This window comes from Mariniradius sediminis (assembly GCF_021491425.1).
In the GTDB taxonomy this organism is placed as follows: Bacteria; Bacteroidota; Bacteroidia; order Cytophagales; family Cyclobacteriaceae; genus Mariniradius; species Mariniradius saccharolyticus.
Genome location: NZ_JAKEVZ010000001.1, coordinates 595,361 through 616,356 on the forward strand (window position 1 = coordinate 595,361; position 20,996 = coordinate 616,356).

Here is a 20,996-nt window from a genome sequence, read left to right on the forward strand (position 1 = left end):
TTTCGCGACAATCAAACAGCCGAAAAGTACAACTTTTTTGAATCATGGCTTTATTCTGTCTGGATTTTCTTCCAAAAATGCCTTCCAACCCTCAGACCTACCTCTTGTTTGAAGCCTTCCTTCGTGAAAATGATGACAAACTGCCACAGCAAGGGCATCTGTGGCATCGAGCAGCTTTGGGATTTCCTGTATTTTGAGCAAAGTCTTTAGCATTTCCGCAACCTGCTCCTTGGATGCATTTCCGTTACCGGTGACAGATTGCTTGACTTTTTTGGGCGAATATTCCGTGATGGGGATCTCCCGGGCGAGCGCGGCTGCCATCGCCACGCCTTGCGCCCGTCCCAGTTTCAACATGGACTGGACATTTTCTCCATAAAACGGAGCTTCCAAAGCGACTGCGTCTGGCAAGAATTCTTCTATCAAACCCGTGATCCGCTCAAAAATCTTTTTAAGCTTCAATTCGTGGGATTCATACTTTTTCAGATGAATGACGCCATATTGTAACAGGCTGTATTTTTTACCTTCTGTCAATATAACCCCATATCCCATCACGTTGGTGCCGGGGTCGATTCCCAGAATAATTTTTTCCTTTCCCTCTTTTTTTTCTTCTTTACCCATTACCGCAAGTTTAACCATTTCCATGCTGAGTTTTTACCTTTTCTTCGGGATACTTTATGCCTTGCTTCTTCGCGGTTTGGGGAAGCTGTGGGGGGATATGGCGTCCGGTCTTCCAAGACCAAAAGGCGTAACGGATGTTTCGATTGTCGTCGCATATAGAAATGAGGCAACAAACCTGGGGGCTTTGCTGGATTCTGTATTGAAGCTAACCCACCGCCCGTTGGAACTTATCATGCTGGATGATCACAGCGATGATGGTGGTGCGGGTCTTGTGGATGATTACCGGGAAGTGTTTTTGGAGAGTGAGATCCATCTGGTCTCGGTGGCAGCCGAATCGCACGGTAAAAAGGCTGCGATCGCACAGGGCGTAGAAATGGCAAGTGGCGACATCATCCTGACGACTGATGCAGATTGCGCATTTCCTACGGAATGGGTGGAGGGCATGCTTGGTCCATTTTCACAGGCGGAAGTGCATTTGGTCGCTGGACCAGTAATCAGTTCGGGGCAAAGTAGTTTTTTCGACAGATTTCAGCAGATTGAGTGGGCGAGCATCCTCCTTGTCACGCAGGCTGGCTTTTCGCTTGGAAATCCGATCATGTGCAGTGCGGCCAATATGGCCTTTAGAAAATCATCGTTTTTGCAAGTGAATGGCTTCGAGGGCAATACCCACATTCCTACCGGTGACGATGAGTTTTTGTTGAAAAAAACCGTCCGCCAATTTGGGGCTGTTTCGGCAAGATACATGAATAGTCGAAATGTCCTCGTAAAGACCCGACCGCAAGCGAAATGGTCGGAAATGTTTTCCCAACGAATCAGATGGGCATCCAAATGGAACATGCACGGTTCAATCGTACATATGTTGGCAGCCGTATTTCCGGCAATCATTCAGTTGGCTTGGGTCGGATCTTTGGTATTGTTGTTCCAAGGATGGAAGGGCATTTTGGTTTTGTTCTTTATTTGGTTTTTGAAGATTTGGTATGAAAAATTGGCACTTGGAAAGGTGCTGAAGAGTTATTCGATCTTGAATCCGGCCCTCAGCTTTTGGGTCACCAGCATCATTCATCCTTGGTATGTTTTGGGCGCTGCGATAGGGACGCTTTTTCTAAATTATACCTGGAAGGACCGAAAATATGGACGCAAGCAGTAATTTTAAGGGCAAATGCAAAATAAAATGACGGATGCGGAGTTTGACCTTTTGGACGAGTTGTACTTTGTCCAGCCATTTGGCTACCTTCTGGAAAGCTTGGGCTGGTCTGAGGAAAAGCTGTTGGAGACGCTCCAATCTGCTTGCGAAAAAGGATACATCAAGTGTCTTTACAGCCCGGATGAGGAGGTTTTTGAGCGTTTTGATATGTTCAAATTGGGCCGCAACTTGTACTTTCTCGCTGCCAAAAAAGGCCTCATGGAGCACAATGCGCTCTAGTAAACTGAATAACTGTGGAAAAATCCATTGTAAAATACCAACGGAAAGAACTCGAGCTCAAGGCGCTTTTGGAGATTACCCAAGCGATCAATGAGAACAAGCCCGCAGCGGTGCTGTTGGACATATTCAAATTTACCTGCTTGGTACATTTGAATATCCGCTCGATTCTTTTGTACATGGTCAACCAAGACCATTTCGAAAAGCGTATCTCCCACGGGGTCAAAAACAAGGTTCCTGATATCATTTCCGATCGAAAAGTCCATTATGACAAGGACTCCGGGCAATTGCATATCGAAGTGGAAGCACCTTATTCATTCAGCGAACTGGAGAATTATTTGCCTGTTTTTCACAAAGAAAAAATGCTCGCGATCCTCTTTTTGAAAAAGAAGGAGGAAAAAGAAGACCTGGATCTCGACTTTACCCAAGCCCTTACCAATATCATGGTGGTCGCGCTGGAAAACAAACGATTTGCGAAGCGCCAACTCGAACAGGAGCGATTGCGGAAAGAGGTCGAAATTGCTTCCAATGTGCAGCGGATGTTGTTTCCCGCGGTCTTGCCGGATTCCCAAAAAATGCGTGCAAAGGTCACTTACATTCCGCATTCGACGGTCGGCGGGGATTATTATGACCTGATTCAGCCCTCAGAGGAGGAAGTATTCTTTTGTATTGCGGACGTTTCGGGCAAGGGAATGCCTGCGGCCTTGCTGATGTCCAATTTTCAAGCTGCGTTGCGGACGCTCTTGCGGAGCACAAGGGATTTAAAGATGATCGTGGAGCAGTTGAATTACACCATATATGACAACACAAAAGGAGAACGCTTCATCACCTTCTTCCTCGGTCATTACCATTTCAAAAACCGAACACTCCAATATGTCAACGCTGGGCATAATCCCGCCGTGTTGTGTTGGGAAGGAGAGCAAAGAAGCGAAAACCTCGGTGCCGGTACTACGGTAATCGGGGCCTTTGAGGTTTTGCCATTTTTGGAAACAGGCCAAAGAAGCCATTTGACCAATTTCACGGTCCACCTCTACACCGACGGATTGACCGAACGGTTCAACAAGGCGGAGGAACCCTACGGTGACGAACGCTTCATGCAATTTGTGAGGAAAAAACTCTGCATCGATCCGCACCGGTTTCACGAACTGTTTTTCAAGGAATTGGAGCAGTTCGCGGAAAGCAGCGAGCAAACCGACGATGTCACGCTTCTCAGCATTAGATTTCAGTAGCGATGGTTTGGATGCACCACGTTCCCTCCGTTGTCCCGAGACTATTCAGACATTTTGTTTGGCACAAGGACCGTCAAAAGCCGATCGTTTATCTCACTTTTGACGATGGGCCTGTGCCCGGCGTGACGGACTATGTATTAGCAGAATTGGCAAAAAGGAACATGTCGGCTACCTTTTTCATGGTTGGGGATAACGTATCAAAAAATCCATCCTTGGCAAAAGAAGTAATCGCCGCGGGACACCAAGTCGGCAACCACACCTTCAACCATCTGAATGGAGGCAGGACTCGGGATGATTTTTACCTTGAAAATCTGAAAAAGTGCCAGGACATCTTGCTGGAAAAAACTGAAAGAGTGCCACGCATTTTCCGACCACCCTACGGCAGGATTACAAAAAGCCAACACGGCATTATTTCCAAGGATTACGAAATCATCATGTGGGATGTGTTGTCGGGGGATTTTGACTCAAAGCTCGACCCGAAGATCTGTTTCCAAAAATCCGTGAAGTACACGCGCAACGGATCCATCGTCGTATTCCATGATCAAGAAAAGACAAAGGATATGTTGCCGAAAGTACTGCCAAACTATTTGGATTGGCTGTCAGACAAGGGTTTCAAGACCGGCGTCCTGTGATGGAGTTTGCTGCCATATTGATTGTGATCGGTTTGGTTTTCCAAGATTTCCTGCTGAGCTCCTTTTTGGTTTTCAATTTTTATGGCTTCAGAGGAGAAATACCCAAAGAATGGCCGCACGTCACCATTTTGATTCCAAGCCGCAACGAGGAGAAAAACCTGCCACGATGCCTTTATTCGGTCAATAAGCTGGACTATCCGCTCGATAAGCTGGAGATCATTCTCGGGGATGATAGGAGTGGAGACCGTACTTGGGAGATTTTGGAAGATTGGCAGAGACAGAAGGACCATGTCCATATCATGAAAATCTCCGAGGGCAATCCTGAAGAAATGAACGGCAAGGCCAATGCACTCGCACAAATGGTGGGGAAAAGTCAAGGAAGCCTGCTTTTGTTTACTGATGCAGATTGTGTTCTTCCGCCCACTTGGGTGAAATCAATGGTCCGCGCACAATTAGAATCGCAGGCTGGAGTGGTGACAGGCATTACTTCCGTCGCTCCAAAAAGCCTTTTTGCCAGGATGCAGGGGATGGATTGGTGGCTGACACTCGGGATGGTCAAGGTCATCAGCGACTGGGGCAATGCCGTCACCTCCATGGGCAACAATATGTTGATCACCAAAAAAGCCTACGAAGCCGTGGGCGGTTTTGCAGGTATTCCCTTTTCACTGACTGAAGATTTCGAAATCGGGAAAGCCATCAAAGAAAAAGGTTTTAGATCGATTCACCTCGTTTCAAATGAGAATCTCGCCCAAACTGAAGCGATACAAGGTTATGGGGAATTACTCAGGCAAAGAAAGCGCTGGATGTACGGAGCTATGCAGTTGCCGATGTTTTGGAAGCTGCTCCTGGCGCTTCAGGTTGCTTTTTTTCCAGCAATTTTGTTTTTGGTTTTTTTACATCCTTTTGAAGGATTGGCGGTCTGGCTTTTTAAAGTAGCAACACAAGGATTCTTTATTTACTTGTTTGCGTCCAAAACGGGTGAAAAATTGAAAAAACGGGATTTTGTCTTCTTTGAATTATACTATCTCGCTACGGCATGGTCCACGATAGTTTATTATTTTTGGCCTTCCAAAACCGACTGGAAAGGAAGAAAATACGGATGAGATTTACCGATACCCATGCCCACATCTATTCTGACAAGTACCAATCAGACCGTCAGGACGTAATCCAACGTGCGGTAGTACAGGGTGTGCACCATATATATATGCCCAACGTGGACGTCGATACCATTGAGCCGATGTTGGATGCTGAATCGAAAAACCCGGGAATCTGTATTCCCATGATGGGACTGCATCCATGCGATGTGAAGGAGGATTTCGAAAAGCAGTTGTATGTCATGGAAGAATGGATCTCAAAGCGGGCGTTTGCAGGAATCGGTGAGACAGGATTGGACTTATATTGGGACAAAACGTTCTTCGTGCAGCAGAAAGAAGCCTTGCGAATACAAATCCAATGGGCCAAGCAGAAGCATTGGCCGATCATTTTGCACTGTCGGGAATCCATGGATGAGACCATATCGATCATCCGTGAGGAAAAGGACGAGAACCTATTCGGAATTTTCCATTGTTTCACTGGTAGTTCAGATCAAGCAAGGCAAATAATGGAGTTGGGTTTTTATTTAGGAATCGGAGGTGTGTCCACTTATAAAAACGGGGGATTGGATTTGGTACTCCCGGAAGTCGGTATGGGAAAAATCGTGTTGGAAACCGATGGGCCCTATTTGGCGCCAGTGCCACACCGCGGCAAGCGCAATTCACCTGAATACATTCCACTCATTGCGCAGCGGGTTGCAGATATTTTCCAGACTTCCCTAGCGGATATTTCGGCAATTACCGAAAAAAATGTACAAACCATCTTCAAGCATTATCCAGGATGAACTACAAGATAGTCCGACTCAATACCGGTGCAAAAAGCGAAACCACCGCTTCCGTGCTGATCATCTACACGGGAGGTACTTTGGGCATGGCCTACGATGAATCGGGGGCCCTCGTTCCTTTCAATTTCGGCCAAATATTGGAAAAGGTGCCAACCCTTACCAGTATGAACATAGCCGTTACAGTGATTTCCTTTCCCGAGCCGATCGATTCATCCAATGTCAACATGAAGCATTGGGTGGATATGGGCTACATCATTTATGAAAATTATGATAGCTACGATGGCTTTGTCATCCTTCATGGAACGGATACGATGGCCTATTCGGCTTCTATGCTGAGTTACATGCTGCACGGACTCAATAAGCCGGTCGTGTTCACGGGTGCGCAGTTGCCCATTTCGGCGATGCGATCCGATGCCCGTGAAAACCTGATGACTGCTTTGGAGATTGCGACAGCCAAGATGGACGGAAAGCCCATCGTCCCGGAAGTTTGCATATTTTTCAACCATATGTTGCTTCGAGGGAATCGATCCAAAAAAGTGCAAAGTGTGCATTTTGATGCCTTTGAATCCGAAAATTATCCACCTTTGGCCGAGGCTGGAATTATCATTGACTACAACTTTGCTGCAATAAGTCCGCTGAAGACTGGCAGTAAGCTGAAATTCTACAACAAATTGGATAATCGGGTGATTATTTTGAAGCTATTCCCTGGCATTACGCGACAGGTCATGGATTCGTGTTTTGCGATCGAAGGCCTGAGGGGAGTGATTTTGGAGACCTTTGGTTCGGGAAATAGCCCCAGCGAAAAGTGGTTTTTGGATTCCCTTTCCGATGCCATCAAAAAAGGTATCATCATCCTGAACGTTTCCCAATGCAATGGCGGCCGTGTCATCCAAGGACGGTACCAAACGAGCAAGGATCTTTTGCGCATCGGGGTTCTCAGCGGTGGAGATATCACCACGGAGGCGGCGATTACCAAGATGATGTTCCTCCTCGGCAACGAGACCAAAGACTCCGAAGTCAGGAGAAAGCTTACTGAACCGATGGTGGGGGAGATGTCCTGATTCGATCTTCTTAAAATTTGCCGTGTAGGTTTGCACTCGGGGAAATAAATTCATTTCTTTGCACTCCGATTCAGGAAAATCAACTTATAGAGAGGTGTCCGAGTGGTTGAAGGAGCACGCCTGGAAAGTGTGTATACCCCTAAAGGGTATCGAGGGTTCGAATCCCTTCCTCTCTGCCAAAACCGAAAAACCCTGTCAATTTTGACGGGGTTTTTTAATTTAAAGGTTTGGAGACCAGCCTCTTTTAAACTCGACCCTTGGATCTTTTGCTATTCGTTTTTTCTTGGGGAATTCCATATCTAAATGGTGACAAAAAGGGTATCTATAGACTCATCTTTTTATTTTTGGAAAAGGTGTGTCCTTTCATGAGTGAAACTTAGCGTTCACCAGTGTCAAAAACTTTCCCATATCATAAATTCAAATGAAGGTTCAAATTATATCCGGTAGGATTTTTGTTTTCATGTTGTTCGTTTTTCTTTTCGGCTGTAGCCAACGAAAACCGGAGGGGAACGGCACTATCGACAAGCCAAACATCATCATCATTTACCTCGATGATCTAGGTTATGGCGACCTCAGCGCCTATGGTGCCACAGCCTTACAAACTCCCAACATAGACCGCTTGGCCAATGAAGGGCTCAAGTTTACGAATGCGTATGCCACGTCTGCGACCTGTACGCCCAGCAGATATGCCTTACTGACTGGGATTTATCCGTGGAGGAATGAAAATGCGAAGATTCTGCCGGGTACCGCTCCTTTGCTGATAGGTGTTGATCAAATGACCCTTCCTAAGATGCTCAAGACAAAAGGTTACAATACTGGTGTCGTCGGCAAATGGCATCTTGGTCTTGGTACCGGTCACGTAGATTGGAACGAGCGGATTTCCCCTGGACCAAACGAGGTTGGGTTTGATTATGCCTTTATTATGGCAGCCACGCAGGACAGAGTCCCGACTATTTACATCGACAACGGCTACGTGGCAGGGCTCGAGAATGATGATCCAATCTTGGTGGATTATGATAAAAATTTTGAAGGCGAGCCCACTGGGCTGGAAAATCCCGAATTGCTCAAAATGAAATGGCATCATGGACACAACAACAGCATTGTCAATGGTATACCTCGAATTGGGTTTATGAAAGGCGGGGAGAAGGCCAGGTGGGTCGATGAGGAAATGGCGGATGTTTTTTTGGAAAAAGCCCAGAAATATATCCGTGAAAAGAAAAATGGATCAAGACCGTTTTTCCTTTACTATGCGATGCAGCAACCACATGTGCCGAGGACGCCGCATCCCAGATTCGAGGGCCTTTCTGGAATGGGACCACGTGGAGACGTGATTTTGGAGGCAGACTGGTGTGTCGGTCAGTTGATGAAGACTTTGGAGGAGGAAGGGCTTTTGGAAAATACGTTGGTGATTTTTTCATCGGACAACGGACCCGTTTTGAACGACGGCTATTACGATGATGCAGTTGAAAAATTGGGTACGCATTCGCCAGCCGGACCGCTCCGTGGCGGCAAATACAGCCTGTTTGAAGCGGGTACTCGGGTACCTTTTATTACTTACTGGAAAGGAAGGATTCAGCCAGGGGTTTCTGACGCGATGGTTTCCCAACTGGACCTGCTGACTTCTTTGGCCACATTAGTGGGGAGTGATATCCGCGCTGACGATAGCATGGATATGCTGTCAGTTTTGATGGGTGATTCCAAAATGGGACGAGAAGAACTGATTTTGGAAGCCAGCACAAGAACCGCCCTGAGAAGCGGGGATTTTGTGATGATTCCTCCATACGATGGACCTGCTGTCCAGACCCAGGTCAATATCGAACTCGGAAACGACGAAGGATATCAGTTGTACAATCTGAAAACAGATATCAGCCAGAAAAGTAATATTGCCAGCAGCGAGCCTGAACTTTTGGAAAGGTTGATCAAGAGGTTTAATGAAATCCGTGGCCCAAAATCAGTGCCTATCGAGCAGCTTGAATTGAAATGAATCGGCGTTGATTTGAACTTGAGGACTTCAACATGGCTAAAACAACTGACAGACAATCACGCGTTTCTTCCTGATTTTCGAATTCAGATGATTTCCATCTTTCCAAGCCTTTGATGAAGCCTTGAACATCGCAATTTCGAAAACCCAAATAATCTCTCCTTTTAAGGGAAAGACTTTCCATTCATATAAATGATTTGGATGGATCCTTTTTCATGATTTAGCTTGCGTTTCTATCAAATTGAAAAAATTGGCAATAGAGATTGAAAAAATTTATGAAAATATCGTTTGCAAATTCATTTGAAAAAATGATAACTTTAAAATCTCATTATTAAGTTAGAAACCGTTTAACCTTTATCTAAATTCAATTTAAAATCTACATTATGAAAAAGTTGATCGCTTTGTTCATGCTTTCCGGAATGCTAGCCTTCCCGGTAATTACAAAAGCTCAAGATGCAGCAGCAGATTCTGCAGCAACAGAGGCCGTGCAAGAGGCCGTAGAAGAGGCTCCTGCCACACCTGCTGTTGTCGATGATGAAATCGTAGCTGAGGAAAAAACCTTCCACCAAGTTATCAAAGAAAAGTTCATCGAGGGTGATCCAGTGTGGATGGCTCCTGTATTGATTTGTTTGATTCTTGGATTGGCAATCGCCATTGAAAGGATATTCACTTTGAATCTCGCTACAACAAATACTAAAAAACTGTTGACAAAAGTAGAGGATGCACTTGCACAAGGCGGTATCGAAGCGGCAAAGGATGTTACCAAAAATACAAAAGGCCCAGTTGCCTCTATCTTTACTCAAGGCTTGATGAGGTACACTGAGGGTATTGAAATGGTTGAAAAATCAATTATTTCCTACGGTTCTGTTGAAATGGGTCGTTTGGAAAGAGGTTTGGTTTGGATTTCATTGTTTATTGCCCTTGCCCCAATGTTAGGATTTTTGGGAACTGTAATCGGTATGATCCAAGCATTCGACGCAATCGAAGCAGCAGGTGACATTTCTCCATCACTGGTAGCCAGTGGTATTAAAGTCGCTCTTTTGACTACTGTAGCTGGTTTGATTGTTGCGATCATTCTTCAGCTTTTCTACAACTATTTGATTTCCAAAATCGATGGATTGGTAAATGATATGGAAGATGCTTCCATTTCATTGGTTGACCTTCTCGTGAAGCATAAATTATCAAAGTAATTTGTAGCTGGTTTTTACCAATTATTGATTACAGTTAACCTAATCCTCAAAATGATATGGATTTAATAGATATTTCTTTATACGTGGCTGATATCATGCTTATCGTAGGCATTGTATTGGCAATAGTTCTTCCTCTTATCAAGTCCTTGGATGATCCCGGTTCCTTGGTGAAATCAGGTTTGGGTGTTTTGGCCATCGGTGGTATTTTGGTCGTTTCCTACTTGATTTCCGACGGAGAGGTGAGCGCCAAGTTTGCTGGAGATCCTTTCAATTTGACACCAGAAATGTCTAAATTTATCGGAGGTTGTCTCTATGCTACCTACTTGTTGGGAATAATTAGTTTTGTGGCGATCATTTACGCAGAAATCAGTAAAGCTGTAAAGTAATGGCTAGAAGCAAAAATAGAAACCCACCGGAGATCAGCACTGGTTCCATGGCGGACATTGCTTTTCTCCTCTTGATCTTCTTTTTGGTAACAACTACCATTGCCTCTAATAAAGGTATCCAAAACTTACTTCCTCCCAAACAGGATCCAAATCAGCCTCCCCCAGAGATCAAGTTGAACGAGCGTAACATCTTCAACATTCTGGTGAACGCTAACGACCAACTCCTTGTGGAGGGAGAGTATATGGACAACACGGATAATCTTTCGAACCAGATAAAAGAGTTCTTGTTGAACTTTGGAAATCCGGATGAAGATGCTGTGGCCCTTTATAACAGTTTGCCACCATCCCTAAAGGGTATGGCAAAAAGAGATCCTGCATCATCTGACCACCCCATGGTAGGGGGCGCTGTGGTTTCAATTAAGACCAACCGGGGAACTAGCTACGAAAAGTATTTGGAGGTTCTCGATCAGGTGAAGCGTGCGTATTTCGAGATCTATGCGGAGAGGGTTGGTCTGACTGCAGACCAATATCGCGCACTGACTGGAAAGACTCCCGCTGAAAAGGAGCTAATGGATAGGGGCAAGGAGGGTATTCCCCTAGCTATTTCTATCGCAGAACCAGATAAAATTGGAGGAAATTGACATGGGAAAGTTTAGCAAAAAAACAGAAACTTCGCAGAATATTCCAACTTCTGCCTTGCCAGACATCATCTTCATGTTGTTGTTCTTTTTCATGGTAACAACTGTGCTTAGAGAGCAGGACATCTTGGTGGAGCAAAAGCTACCACAGGCCACTCAGCTTCAAAAGTTGGAAAAGAAAACCTTGATTTCATATTTGTTTCTTGGAAAGCCAAAAAATACCGCACTTTACGGCGTTGAACCAAGAATACAAGCTAATGATGTCCTAATCAATACCAAAGATATTATTCTTTGGGTAAACCAGGAAAAGGACAAGTTGTCAGAAGCAGAAAGAGATCAAATAACAATTTCACTAAAAGCTGACCGGGAGGTTAAGATGGGTCCGATATCCGACGTTCAATTTGAATTGAGGGAGGCGGATGCGAGAAAAATTCTCTACGCATCTACCAACAAGATTCAATAAGAAAGGAGATAGAGGTTAATAATAGATGAAATGAGCTACCCTAAAGCTGGGTGGCTCATTTAGTTTTTAGACTATGGTCATTAAGAATATCAACACCCGAAAAGTCCAAAATGCTTGGGCGATGTATGATTGGGCCAACTCTGTATACAGTTTGGTCATTACCTCGACTATTTTCCCGGTATACTACAACAGCGTTACGCAGTCTGAGGATTTGGGGGATAAAGTGAATTTCTTTGGAATAGAGGTTGTAAACACAGTTCTATATTCCTATTCGATTTCGTTTTCATTCTTGGTGATTGCTCTAATTTCACCGCTGTTATCGGGAATTGCCGATTACAGTGGCAAGAAGCTGGCATTTATGAAACTGTTTGCCTATATGGGCTCAATGGCATGCGTCGGACTTTTCTTTTTTGATGGGTCTAATTTGGAGTTTGGGATAATTTGTTCAGTAATGGCGAGTATTGGGTTCTCTGGAAGTATTGTGTTTTACAATGCTTTTCTTCCCGAGATCGCAACAGAGGATGAAATGGACTTTTTAAGTGCCCGTGGATTTTCTCTTGGCTACATCGGAAGCGTAATACTGCTGGTGTTAAATTTGGCGATGGTGCAGGTTCCCGAAGTGTTTGGACTTACTGATGGAGGTGAGGCGGCGCGGTGGTCTTTCCTGATTACAGGGATCTGGTGGATTGGATTTGCTCAAATTGCCTTTCGTTTCTTGCCGGATAATCCCTATCACCGGAAAGTCAAGAAGGCGATCTTTTTCAAGGGGTATCGCGAAATCAAACGTATATTCAAAGTTGTCCGAAAGACTGTGGTAACTAGGCGATTTTTGCTGGCATTCTTTTTTTACAGTATGGGAGTGCAAACGATTATGTACCTAGCTGCGACTTTCGGCGACAAAGAACTGATGCTTCCGGGAGATAAACTAATTCTAACTATTCTGATAATTCAATTAGTGGCCATTGCGGGGAGCTATTTATTCGCTTATGTGTCTAAAATGTTTGGTAACAAGCTTTCACTCATAATCATGGTATTGGTTTGGTTACTTATTTGTGGTGCGGCTTATTATGTTGTCAATGAGTACCAATTCTATGCGCTGGCGTTTTTTGTTGGAATGGTAATGGGAGGAATTCAATCACTTTCACGATCGACTTACGCGAAGCTGATTCCGGCTGAAACAACGCAACATGCCTCATACTTCAGTTTTTTTGATGTGACAGAAAAGCTTGCGGTGGTCTTTGGGACATTTTCCTACGGGTTTATCGAACAGATTACTGGAAACATGCGGAACAGCGCCCTTTTTCTTGGCCTGTTCTTCTTGGTGGGTTTGGGCTTTTTGCTTTTGGTAAGAATCCCGAAATTGGAGTTTAAACCGTCATTCACCTAGCAAAATGCTCAATATCCTTTCGGGTACGCAGGTAAAGGTCCTGGATAGGGCTTACATCTCATCAGAAAACATTGAATCTTGGCAATTGATGGAGCGCGCAGCTAATCAGTTTGCAGATTGGCTGGTGCAAAACTTCCCCGATTTTGGACGGGAGGTGATTATATTTTGCGGCCCTGGAAATAATGGTGGTGATGGACTTGCGATCGCTCGATTGATTTCTGAAACATATAAGTGCGTCATGGTAGTCTTTTTTGAAGAATCAGGGAAATGTAGCGCTGACTATCAGACCAATTGGAGGCGGTTGCCAAATAGCGTCTCAAGAATTTTCTGGAGGGATTTTCAATCAGAAACCGTTCAAAACCCGATTGTGATTGATGGAATATTTGGTGTTGGGATCAATCGCCCGGTTGAGGGGGTTTTTCTCGAGGGGATTCGAATCATCAACCGAATGATTGGAGACAAGATTGCGATAGATGTTCCCTCAGGAATTCCTGCAGACGACTGTTTAAAAGGGGAAGCGGTTAAAGCGGATTATACGGTGACGTTTCAATTTCCCAAGCTTTCTCTGTTATTTCCGGAACATGCCGCTTTTGTCGGCAAAATGTTATTGAAGGATATCGGCATTCCTGAGCAATTTTTGGGAGGCATGTCCGAAGGCAGATTATATGTTCAGTATAAAGACATCCCCTCCATGCATAGACGCTTCAATCAGTTCTCGCACAAAGGAGATTTTGGACGTGTTTTGTTGATCGGGGGAAAAACCGGAAAAGTCGGGTCCATGGTATTGGCGGCAAAAGCGACTCTAAGGACGGGAAGTGGCTTGGTGTTTGTGTCGGTACCGAGTTCTGAAAAGCAAATCCTTCAAATTTCAGTACCTGAAGCGATGGTGGCGGATAATTCTGAGCTAAGAGACTTATCAAAATACGATGCGATAGGAATTGGCCCGGGGTGGGGACTTGAAATCGATCCGGATTATTTTGCAGAAATCCTTCGATCCGTAAAAAGGCCTGTAGTGATAGATGCGGATGGACTGAATTTGTTGGCTAAATATCCCCGTTTGTTCGACTTTGTTCCCTCCGGGAGCATTTTGACGCCACACTTGAAGGAGTTTGAAAGGATTGTCAGTGGCGTAGCATGTCATAGAGATAGGTTGGAAAAAGCAATGGAATTTGCGCGAAAGCACCAAATTTACATTGTGCTGAAAGGTGCATATACATCGATTTCTTGCCCCGACGGAAGCCAATATTTCAATTCATCCGGCAACAAGTTCATGGCAACCGCAGGTTCAGGCGATGTATTGACGGGAGTTTTGTCTTCATTTCTAGGACAGGGGTATCATCCCAAACAGGCCGCGCTTTGTGGCGTATTCCACCATGGTATGGCAGGGGATTTGGCCGGAGCAAAAAAAAACCGCGGGCTGATTGCATCCGACATTATCGAATCGATTCCAGAGACCTTTGTGCAAATGAAATTACAGTGAAATATGGTGACTTCTCCAGAACTTAACCTTCGCTTGGTGGGTTAGCCTTCAAGTGAATTTGACTGATGAATAGAGAAAAGCTTTTACTTTGGACCCTTGCGGCCATCAATTTTACCCACATCATTGATTTTATGATCCTAATGCCGTTAGGTCCTCAATTGATGCGGATTTTTGAGATCAGTCCACGGGAATTTGGCTTGCTCGTTTCCTCTTATACTTTCAGTGCCGGGATAAGTAGTTTCCTTGGTGCCTTTGTATTGGACAAGTACGACCGTAAGATGATCCTTTTCTGGGTTTTCGTGGGGTTTCTATTAGGGACGCTAGCCTGTGCGCTATCGCCAAATTATCCAATACTTTTGATTTCAAGGATTGTTTCGGGGGTATTTGGAGGACTCACTTCCGCATTGATTATGGCGATTATTGGCGATGCAATACCGGATTCCAGGAGAGGAAGGGCGATGGGTTTGGTGATGGCGGCCTTTTCTGTTGCATCCGTAGTTGGGGTACCATTTGGTTTGTTTATTGCAAGTTTGACCAATTGGCATGCGCCGTTTTTCTTCTTGGCATTTCTTTCACTGATTATTCTTTGGATGATTTATCAGTACATTCCGCACATCACGGCACATCTCCATGTTCAATCCAATCGACCAACGCCCATCCAGGTTATCAGACGGGTTACCGGAAACGCGAATCAAATGAAGGCGATTTCGCTCACGATCATGATGATGTTGGGGCAGTTTACGATTATCCCTTTTATCAGCCCTTACATGGTTGCCAACGTTGGATTCACCGAAATGCAACTTACCTACATCTATATGGCAGGTGGTGCATTTACCATTTTCACGTCACCATGGGTTGGTCAACTAACTGATCGACACGGCAAGGTGAAGGTTTTTACCATTTTTATGGCATTGAATGTCATCCCAATTGCATTGATCACACATTTGGGGCCAACCGCAATTGTACTGGTACTGATGGTGACGACTTTGTTTTTTGTGACCTCAAATGGCAGGATGGTACCCGCCGCTGCCTTGATTACAGGGACGGCCCGCCCCGAAAACCGCGGCAGCTTTCTGAGCTTCAACTCGGCGGTACAGCAGCTTGCCGCGGGATTGGCTTCTTTCGTGGCTGGTTTGATATTGGCGGAAGGGGCGGGAGGTGAATTGCTTCACTACAATATTGTAGGGTACTTGGCGATTTTCTTGAGTCTGCTTTGTATTCCTTTGGCTAGAAGGATCCAGGTTGTAGATATCGATCAAATAGAGACGAGCCTGGACAGTGAATCCAAGAATCTGTCAATCAAAAAAGTAACAGCTGAGTAATTCCAAAAAAAAGCCGCTTTGAAGCGGCTTTTCCTTTAGAATTCGGCATGTCCCGGTGTTCGTGGGAACGCGATAACGTCGCGGATATTCCCCATCCCCGTCACAAACTGTACCAGCCGCTCAAATCCAAGCCCAAACCCGGCATGAGGCGTCGCACCAAATCTTCTCGTATCCAAATACCACCACATTTCCTCAGTTGGGATATGCATTTCTTTCATCCTGTTGACCAAAAGTTCAAGCCGCTCTTCCCGCTGTGAACCACCGACGATTTCACCGATGCCCGGGAAAAGAATATCCATCGCCGCGACGGTTTTTCCGTCTTCGTTTTGGCGCATGTAAAAAGCTTTGATTTCTTTTGGGTAATCGGTCAGAATAACGGGCTTTTTGAAATGCTTTTCCACCAGGTACCGCTCATGTTCAGACTGGAGGTCGACCCCCCATTTTTCGACAAGATATTGAAATTTCTTTTTCTTGTTTTGGTTCGAATTTTTCAGAATATCGATCGCCTCGGTGTAGGTAAGACGTTGGAATTCATTTTCGGCGACAAACTTTAGGCGATCCAAAAGCCCAAGTTCGTTTCTTTGGTCGGCAGGCTTGGAAGCTTCTTCTTCCGCTGCGCGCTTGTCCAAAAACTCGAGATCATCCTTACAGTTTTCCAAGGCATACGAAATCACATATTTCAGAAATTCCTCAGCAAGGTTCTGGTTGTCTTCGGCATCATAAAAGGCCATCTCCGGCTCTATCATCCAAAATTCGGCAAGGTGCCTTGCGGTATTTGAGTTTTCCGCCCTAAACGTTGGCCCAAAGGTGTAGATTTCTCCAAGCCCCATCGCCGCCAATTCGCCCTCCAATTGGCCGGAGACTGTCAGGTTTGTTTCTCTTTCGAAGAAGTCAGCTTTGAAATCAATCTTTCCGTCCTCGGTTTTTGGAGGGTTTTTAAGGTCAAGTGTCGTTACTTTAAATGTTTCCCCGGCCCCTTCTGCGTCAGAGGCAGTGATAATTGGGGTATGGATATAGAAAAACCCCTTGTCGTTGAAGTATTTATGTACCGCAAAGGCCAAGGCATGCCGTACCCTGAAAACGGCACCGAATGTATTGGTCCGAATCCTCAAGTGCGCAATCTCCCTTAGGAACTCCAGCGAATGTTTTTTCGGCTGAAGCGGGTAGGTGTCAGGGTCGGCTTCTCCAAGGACTTCAATATTTTGGGCCACCAATTCGCTGGATTGTCCACTTCCTTGGGACGCGACAATCAGCCCCTGTACCTTCAGACAGGCACCGGTGGATGCCTTTTTCAAGATATCTTCGCTAATTTGATTTGGGTCGGCAACCACCTGAAAGTTTTTGATTGTCGAACCGTCATTGATGGCTATAAAGGATACATTCTTGTTGCTTCGCTTGGTCCTTACCCATCCCATGACAGTCACACTTTGTCCAAGGTGATTATCTTCCAATAATGCTTTGATCTTTATTCTCTTGTTGAAGGCCATATTTTTTGTGCTCAAAATTCGAAATTTGCCCCAAAAAGGGCATTTTCTAAAGGAATGCAAAGAACGATATAATAAGCTTTTTATCAAAAAATTGTTCGATTTTCCTAAATTTGGAAACCAGTGTTTTGGCGCTATTTCATCAATATTCTGGTCTTCAATTAGCGTGTTTTCGTAAAGTTCCTATGCAGAAGCTTCATCTAAGTCAGGTTTTATCCCAAAAGCTCTCACCCCAACAGATTCAATTTATCAAACTGCTCCAAGTTCCGACTGCCGAATTGGATGCAAGGGTTGAGGAGGAGCTGGAGATCAATCCTGCACTTGAAGAGGGTAGAGAAGAGGAAAAGAAAGAAAATGAAGATGATGAGTTCGAGGATTCCTACGAGGAGGATTTGGGCTATGAGGATAAGGACATCAACCTGGATGACTACCTCAACGACGATTATGGTGGGTATAAAATGCAGGGGGATGGGAATTACAGTCCAGATGAAGAGGACCGAGAGATCCCGATTTCCAGCGGTGTATCGCTTCACGAGCAGCTGATGACCCAATTGGGTTTTTTGAAATTAGATGAACGTCAGAAGTTGATTGGACGCCAACTGATTGGCAGTATTGAAAGCGACGGTTACATCAGGAGAGATCTGGAGGCGATCATCAACGATCTGGCCTTTAGCCAAAATATTGAAACCGATGTCGATGAAATCGAGGAGATTCTCAGAAAGATCCAAACTTTTGATCCGGCAGGCATTGCAGCCAGGAACCTTCAGGAGTGTCTTTTGATCCAGTTGGAGCGTAAGGAACATCCGGAAGACAATTTGGTGCAAAATGCCATCAAGATCATAGCTGATTGCTTCGATGAGTTCACCAAAAAACACTATCCCAAAATCCAAAAGAAACTTGACCTAGACGACGAGGATATCAAGGAGGCGGTCAACATAATCACCCGCCTCAATCCAAAGCCTGGAGGTATTTCAGATGGGTTGGTCAAGACACAATACATCATTCCGGATTTTATCCTATCCAACAACGAAGGCAAGTTGGAGATATCATTGAACTCCAAAAACGCGCCGGAATTGAGGGTCAGCAGGTCTTATTCCGAGATGTTTGATGCCTATGACAAAAGCGACAAGAAGGATAAGAAACTCAAAGATACCGTCACTTTTGTAAAGCAAAAATTGGATGCGGCCAAGTGGTTTATTGATGCGATCAAACAGAGGCAGCAGACTCTTTTGAAGACAATGCAGGCGATTTTGGACTATCAGGTGGAATTTTTCAGAGAGGGAGATGAGACCAAGCTGAAGCCAATGATCCTGAAAGACATTGCCGATAAGATCGAGATGGATATTTCTACGGTTTCCCGTGTGGCAAATAGCAAGTCTATCCAGACTGAGTTTGGGATTTATCCACTCAAGTACTTTTTCTCCGAAGGCATCGCTACCGAATCTGGTGAAGACGTGAGCAACAAGGAGGTCAAAAGCGTCCTTCAGGCAATGGTCGAAGCGGAAAACAAACGAAGGCCACTTTCGGATGATAAGCTTGTCAAAATGCTTAATGACAAAGGCTACAACATCGCCCGTCGGACAGTTGCAAAATATCGGGAACAGCTTCAGATTCCTGTGGCAAGACTAAGAAAGGAACTGTAAGTGGCCAAGAATTTAGCTTTGTTCCTTTCCTACCTTTTCATGCCGCTGTTGATGCCGACATTGGTGTTTGTTTTCTTACTTTTTGGCATACCGCAGGTGGCCTATCTCAATAACTACAATAAGGTATTGATTTTGGCAATGGTATTCGTAACCACATTTCTCGTCCCTTTGATCAGTTTGCTGACTATGAAGCTCACCAAGCATATTGGTTCTTTGCATCTTGATTCAAGGGAAGACCGGGTTTTCCCGTTTTCTACCATTAGCCTTTTCTACATCCTTTCGACTTACTTGTTTTATGTAAAACTGGATGTAGAACCGATATTCATTCTTACGCTTGCCTCGATTTCTATCTGTGTGACCCTCCTAGCTAGCATAACATTTTTCTGGAAAATCAGTGCACACATGACAGGGATGGCTGGACTTACCGCGATAGTAATGGTATTTGCTGTAAAATATCCAACAGTCGATCTGTTGCCGCTCGTCTTGGTGAGTGTGGTCGCCACTGGGGCAGTGGGGTCAGCAAGACTTCGCTTGAATGCCCACCGGCCAATCGAGATTTTGGGCGGGTTTGCGCTTGGTTTTCTGATTTGCTTCTTTTCTTTTTTCCTTTTTCTATAAAGAGCTCCGCGTGTAGAGGCAAAAAAAAACAGGCCAAAGACCTGTTCCAAATTTTTTTCAGAGGCTTGTCCCTAAAACAACGCCACTGAGATACCGAAGTTGAGTTGTGTAGCTTGGGTTTTGAATGGACCCTTATCTTTTTCAAAAACTTGGTTCAAACCATAATATCCCCAAAGATTGAATCCAGAGAATCCCAATCGAGTATAAACACCATACCTGAAGGGGGCAAATCCAAAAGACTGGCGGTCTTTGATTTTTCGGTCAAGGCCGGCTCCGTCGGTATATGCGATTTTGGTTTGGGATTGGAAATTATAGCCGAACTTACCGCCAAATGCCCACCTTATGCTTTTCCTATAGTTGTTGCGATTAAAATGGTACCTGAACTCCACGGGAATTTCTAGAAAATTCGTGGTGACATTATTGGTTCTTACCAAGATATCGTCACCATACACATCGGAAATAGGAAGAAGTTGGCTGGAATTTGGACCGAGAGCGGGATTGTTAAAAAGGGTTTGATCATTTCTGAAAGCATATTTGTCGGATGCAAAACCCAAGCCTGGATTGAAGGTTAGGCCTGAGTTTTCCCCGAGGATTTTTACTTCAAAATAGTAATAGGCATTGAACGTGCGGGATTTGAAAAAATCCGTTTTTAGTTCGTCGGGCTTGTTATTCAGTGTGTTGAACCCAAATTCGAGGAACAAATCACCTTTGAGGTCCGGTCTTCCGCCGATCGGAGTCAGCGGCTTTTGTTGGGCAAATAGTTGTTGTAATGTGAAGATTTGGCTTATTAATAAAAGGATGCCGATTTTTTTCATGAAACGCTGGTAGTGTGTAAACCGCGGCTAAATTATGAAAACATATGTGAATTGGGATTCTTTTTGTCTTAATAATTCTTAACGGAAATCGCGTTTCGAATCGGATTGGGGAAAAAACAAGTGTTTTTGGCCTTGGAAATTCAATTTACATCTCTAATTTTGCAGTCCGTTTAGGCCTCGTAGCTCAACTGAATAGAGCACCTGATTACGGCTCAGGAGGTTTCAGGTTTGAATCCTGACGAGGTCACAGATCCCGCCGGTTTCGATTGGCGGGATTTTTTTGTCAGGTTTAATTGGGTAGATGGAAACTGAATGAATGGTTCCCAAAATTTTGACTCGGTGAATCAGACACTTATGTAAAAACCCATTTCGGTTTTTACAATTTTTTTTGGTGGCCCCTTGCCACAACGGATTTGAGTGCTACCTTTGCAGTCCAATTTCGAAGAAACGGGAAATATAGCGGGCAGATCGATGGTCGCTTTCTGGGGGAGTAGTTTCCCGGCATTTCCCGTGGTTGATCCGCGGGGAGAAGTTCATTGAAACGATGAGGATGGAACGGATTGCTTTTGGGAGCGGTCCGGTAGGATAATAATGGTACGTTGTTCCGCGCGATGCGGGGCATTGGATACCGAGAGACAACATACTATGGAGAGTTTGATCCTGGCTCAGGATGAACGCTAGCGGCAGGCCTAATACATGCAAGTCGGGCGGCAAGCGGTGTAGCAATACACTGCCTAGAGCGGCGTACGGGTG

20 protein-coding genes, 2 tRNA genes and 1 rRNA gene are annotated in these 20,996 nt (G+C 44.9%); 20 read left to right on the top strand and 3 right to left on the bottom strand.

What is annotated here, in order from left to right; translation table 11 throughout:
- Positions 1-42 precede the first annotated feature (42 nt).
- Complete coding sequence (gene ruvC, locus L0U89_RS02680) at positions 43-618, bottom strand: crossover junction endodeoxyribonuclease RuvC (protein WP_234860124.1); 576 nt, start codon at positions 616-618, stop codon at positions 43-45.
- A gap of 22 nt (positions 619-640) precedes the next feature.
- On the opposite strand from ruvC, the gene L0U89_RS02685 reads away from it, so the two are divergent.
- The 16 genes from L0U89_RS02685 to L0U89_RS02760 all read left to right on the top strand — a co-directional run bounded on the left by L0U89_RS02685 (position 641) and on the right by L0U89_RS02760 (position 15,683).
- Complete coding sequence (locus L0U89_RS02685) at positions 641-1,765, top strand: glycosyltransferase (protein WP_234860095.1); 1,125 nt, start codon at positions 641-643, stop codon at positions 1,763-1,765.
- 24 nt (positions 1,766-1,789) lie between these two features.
- The gene (locus L0U89_RS02690) at positions 1,790-2,041 is read left to right on the top strand and encodes a hypothetical protein (RefSeq protein ID WP_234860125.1); all 252 of its coding nucleotides are present in this window, start codon (positions 1,790-1,792) and stop codon (positions 2,039-2,041) included.
- Between the two features lie 14 nt (positions 2,042-2,055).
- The gene (locus L0U89_RS02695) at positions 2,056-3,267 is read left to right on the top strand and encodes a PP2C family protein-serine/threonine phosphatase (protein ID WP_234860096.1); all 1,212 of its coding nucleotides are present in this window, start codon (positions 2,056-2,058) and stop codon (positions 3,265-3,267) included.
- Between the two features lie 2 nt (positions 3,268-3,269).
- On the top strand, positions 3,270-3,899 hold the full coding sequence (locus tag L0U89_RS02700) for a polysaccharide deacetylase family protein (RefSeq protein WP_234860097.1): 630 nt from the start codon (positions 3,270-3,272) through the stop codon (positions 3,897-3,899).
- The gene (locus tag L0U89_RS02705; RefSeq protein ID WP_234860098.1) at positions 3,860-5,002 is read left to right on the top strand and encodes a glycosyltransferase; all 1,143 of its coding nucleotides are present in this window, start codon (positions 3,860-3,862) and stop codon (positions 5,000-5,002) included. Before L0U89_RS02700 ends, L0U89_RS02705 begins: the two co-directional genes overlap by 40 nt.
- The gene (locus tag L0U89_RS02710) at positions 4,999-5,775 is read left to right on the top strand and encodes a TatD family hydrolase (RefSeq protein WP_234860099.1); all 777 of its coding nucleotides are present in this window, start codon (positions 4,999-5,001) and stop codon (positions 5,773-5,775) included. The genes L0U89_RS02705 and L0U89_RS02710 overlap by 4 nt, the downstream gene beginning before the upstream one ends.
- Positions 5,772-6,836, top strand: a complete 1,065-nt coding sequence (locus L0U89_RS02715) for an asparaginase (RefSeq protein ID WP_234860100.1) — start codon at positions 5,772-5,774, stop codon at positions 6,834-6,836. The genes L0U89_RS02710 and L0U89_RS02715 overlap by 4 nt, the downstream gene beginning before the upstream one ends.
- An 88-nt stretch (positions 6,837-6,924) precedes the next feature.
- Positions 6,925-7,015 (top strand) — tRNA-Ser (locus tag L0U89_RS02720).
- A 242-nt stretch (positions 7,016-7,257) separates the two neighbouring features.
- Positions 7,258-8,820, top strand: coding sequence for a sulfatase family protein (locus L0U89_RS02725; RefSeq protein ID WP_234860101.1), 1,563 nt, complete (start codon positions 7,258-7,260; stop codon positions 8,818-8,820).
- Positions 8,821-9,200: 380 nt separating this feature from the next.
- On the top strand, positions 9,201-10,007 hold the full coding sequence (locus tag L0U89_RS02730; protein WP_008631743.1) for a MotA/TolQ/ExbB proton channel family protein: 807 nt from the start codon (positions 9,201-9,203) through the stop codon (positions 10,005-10,007).
- A gap of 56 nt (positions 10,008-10,063) precedes the next feature.
- The gene (locus L0U89_RS02735; protein WP_008631744.1) at positions 10,064-10,393 is read left to right on the top strand and encodes a hypothetical protein; all 330 of its coding nucleotides are present in this window, start codon (positions 10,064-10,066) and stop codon (positions 10,391-10,393) included.
- Positions 10,393-11,034, top strand: a complete 642-nt coding sequence (locus tag L0U89_RS02740; protein WP_040481605.1) for an ExbD/TolR family protein — start codon at positions 10,393-10,395, stop codon at positions 11,032-11,034. The genes L0U89_RS02735 and L0U89_RS02740 overlap by 1 nt, the downstream gene beginning before the upstream one ends.
- Position 11,035: 1 nt before the next feature.
- A complete protein-coding gene (locus tag L0U89_RS02745) occupies positions 11,036-11,494 on the top strand; it encodes an ExbD/TolR family protein (protein WP_008631747.1) in 459 nt (152 codons plus the stop codon).
- A 73-nt stretch (positions 11,495-11,567) separates the two neighbouring features.
- Entirely contained in the window at positions 11,568-12,881 is a 1,314-nt protein-coding gene (locus tag L0U89_RS02750; RefSeq protein ID WP_255777789.1) for an MFS transporter, read from the top strand.
- A 4-nt stretch (positions 12,882-12,885) separates the two neighbouring features.
- A complete protein-coding gene (locus tag L0U89_RS02755; protein WP_234860102.1) occupies positions 12,886-14,361 on the top strand; it encodes an NAD(P)H-hydrate dehydratase in 1,476 nt (491 codons plus the stop codon).
- Positions 14,362-14,426: 65 nt separating this feature from the next.
- Positions 14,427-15,683 (top strand): MFS transporter, encoded by a 1,257-nt coding sequence (locus L0U89_RS02760; RefSeq protein ID WP_234860103.1) that lies wholly within the window; start codon positions 14,427-14,429, stop codon positions 15,681-15,683.
- 35 nt (positions 15,684-15,718) lie between these two features.
- Here L0U89_RS02760 and asnS read toward each other — a convergent pair whose 3' ends face one another.
- Positions 15,719-17,170, bottom strand: coding sequence for an asparagine--tRNA ligase (asnS, locus tag L0U89_RS02765; protein ID WP_234860127.1), 1,452 nt, complete (start codon positions 17,168-17,170; stop codon positions 15,719-15,721).
- A gap of 182 nt (positions 17,171-17,352) precedes the next feature.
- On the opposite strand from asnS, the gene rpoN reads away from it, so the two are divergent.
- Positions 17,353-18,810, top strand: coding sequence for an RNA polymerase factor sigma-54 (gene rpoN / locus L0U89_RS02770; RefSeq protein ID WP_234860104.1), 1,458 nt, complete (start codon positions 17,353-17,355; stop codon positions 18,808-18,810).
- The gene (locus L0U89_RS02775; RefSeq protein WP_234860105.1) at positions 18,811-19,428 is read left to right on the top strand and encodes a PA-phosphatase; all 618 of its coding nucleotides are present in this window, start codon (positions 18,811-18,813) and stop codon (positions 19,426-19,428) included.
- Between the two features lie 71 nt (positions 19,429-19,499).
- Here L0U89_RS02775 and L0U89_RS02780 read toward each other — a convergent pair whose 3' ends face one another.
- Entirely contained in the window at positions 19,500-20,243 is a 744-nt protein-coding gene (locus L0U89_RS02780) for a porin family protein (protein ID WP_234860106.1), read from the bottom strand.
- 173 nt (positions 20,244-20,416) lie between these two features.
- Between L0U89_RS02780 and L0U89_RS02785 the strand changes: the two genes are divergently transcribed.
- Positions 20,417-20,490 (top strand) — tRNA-Arg (locus L0U89_RS02785).
- 395 nt (positions 20,491-20,885) lie between these two features.
- Positions 20,886-20,996, top strand: a 16S ribosomal RNA gene (locus tag L0U89_RS02790); the annotation flags it as partial.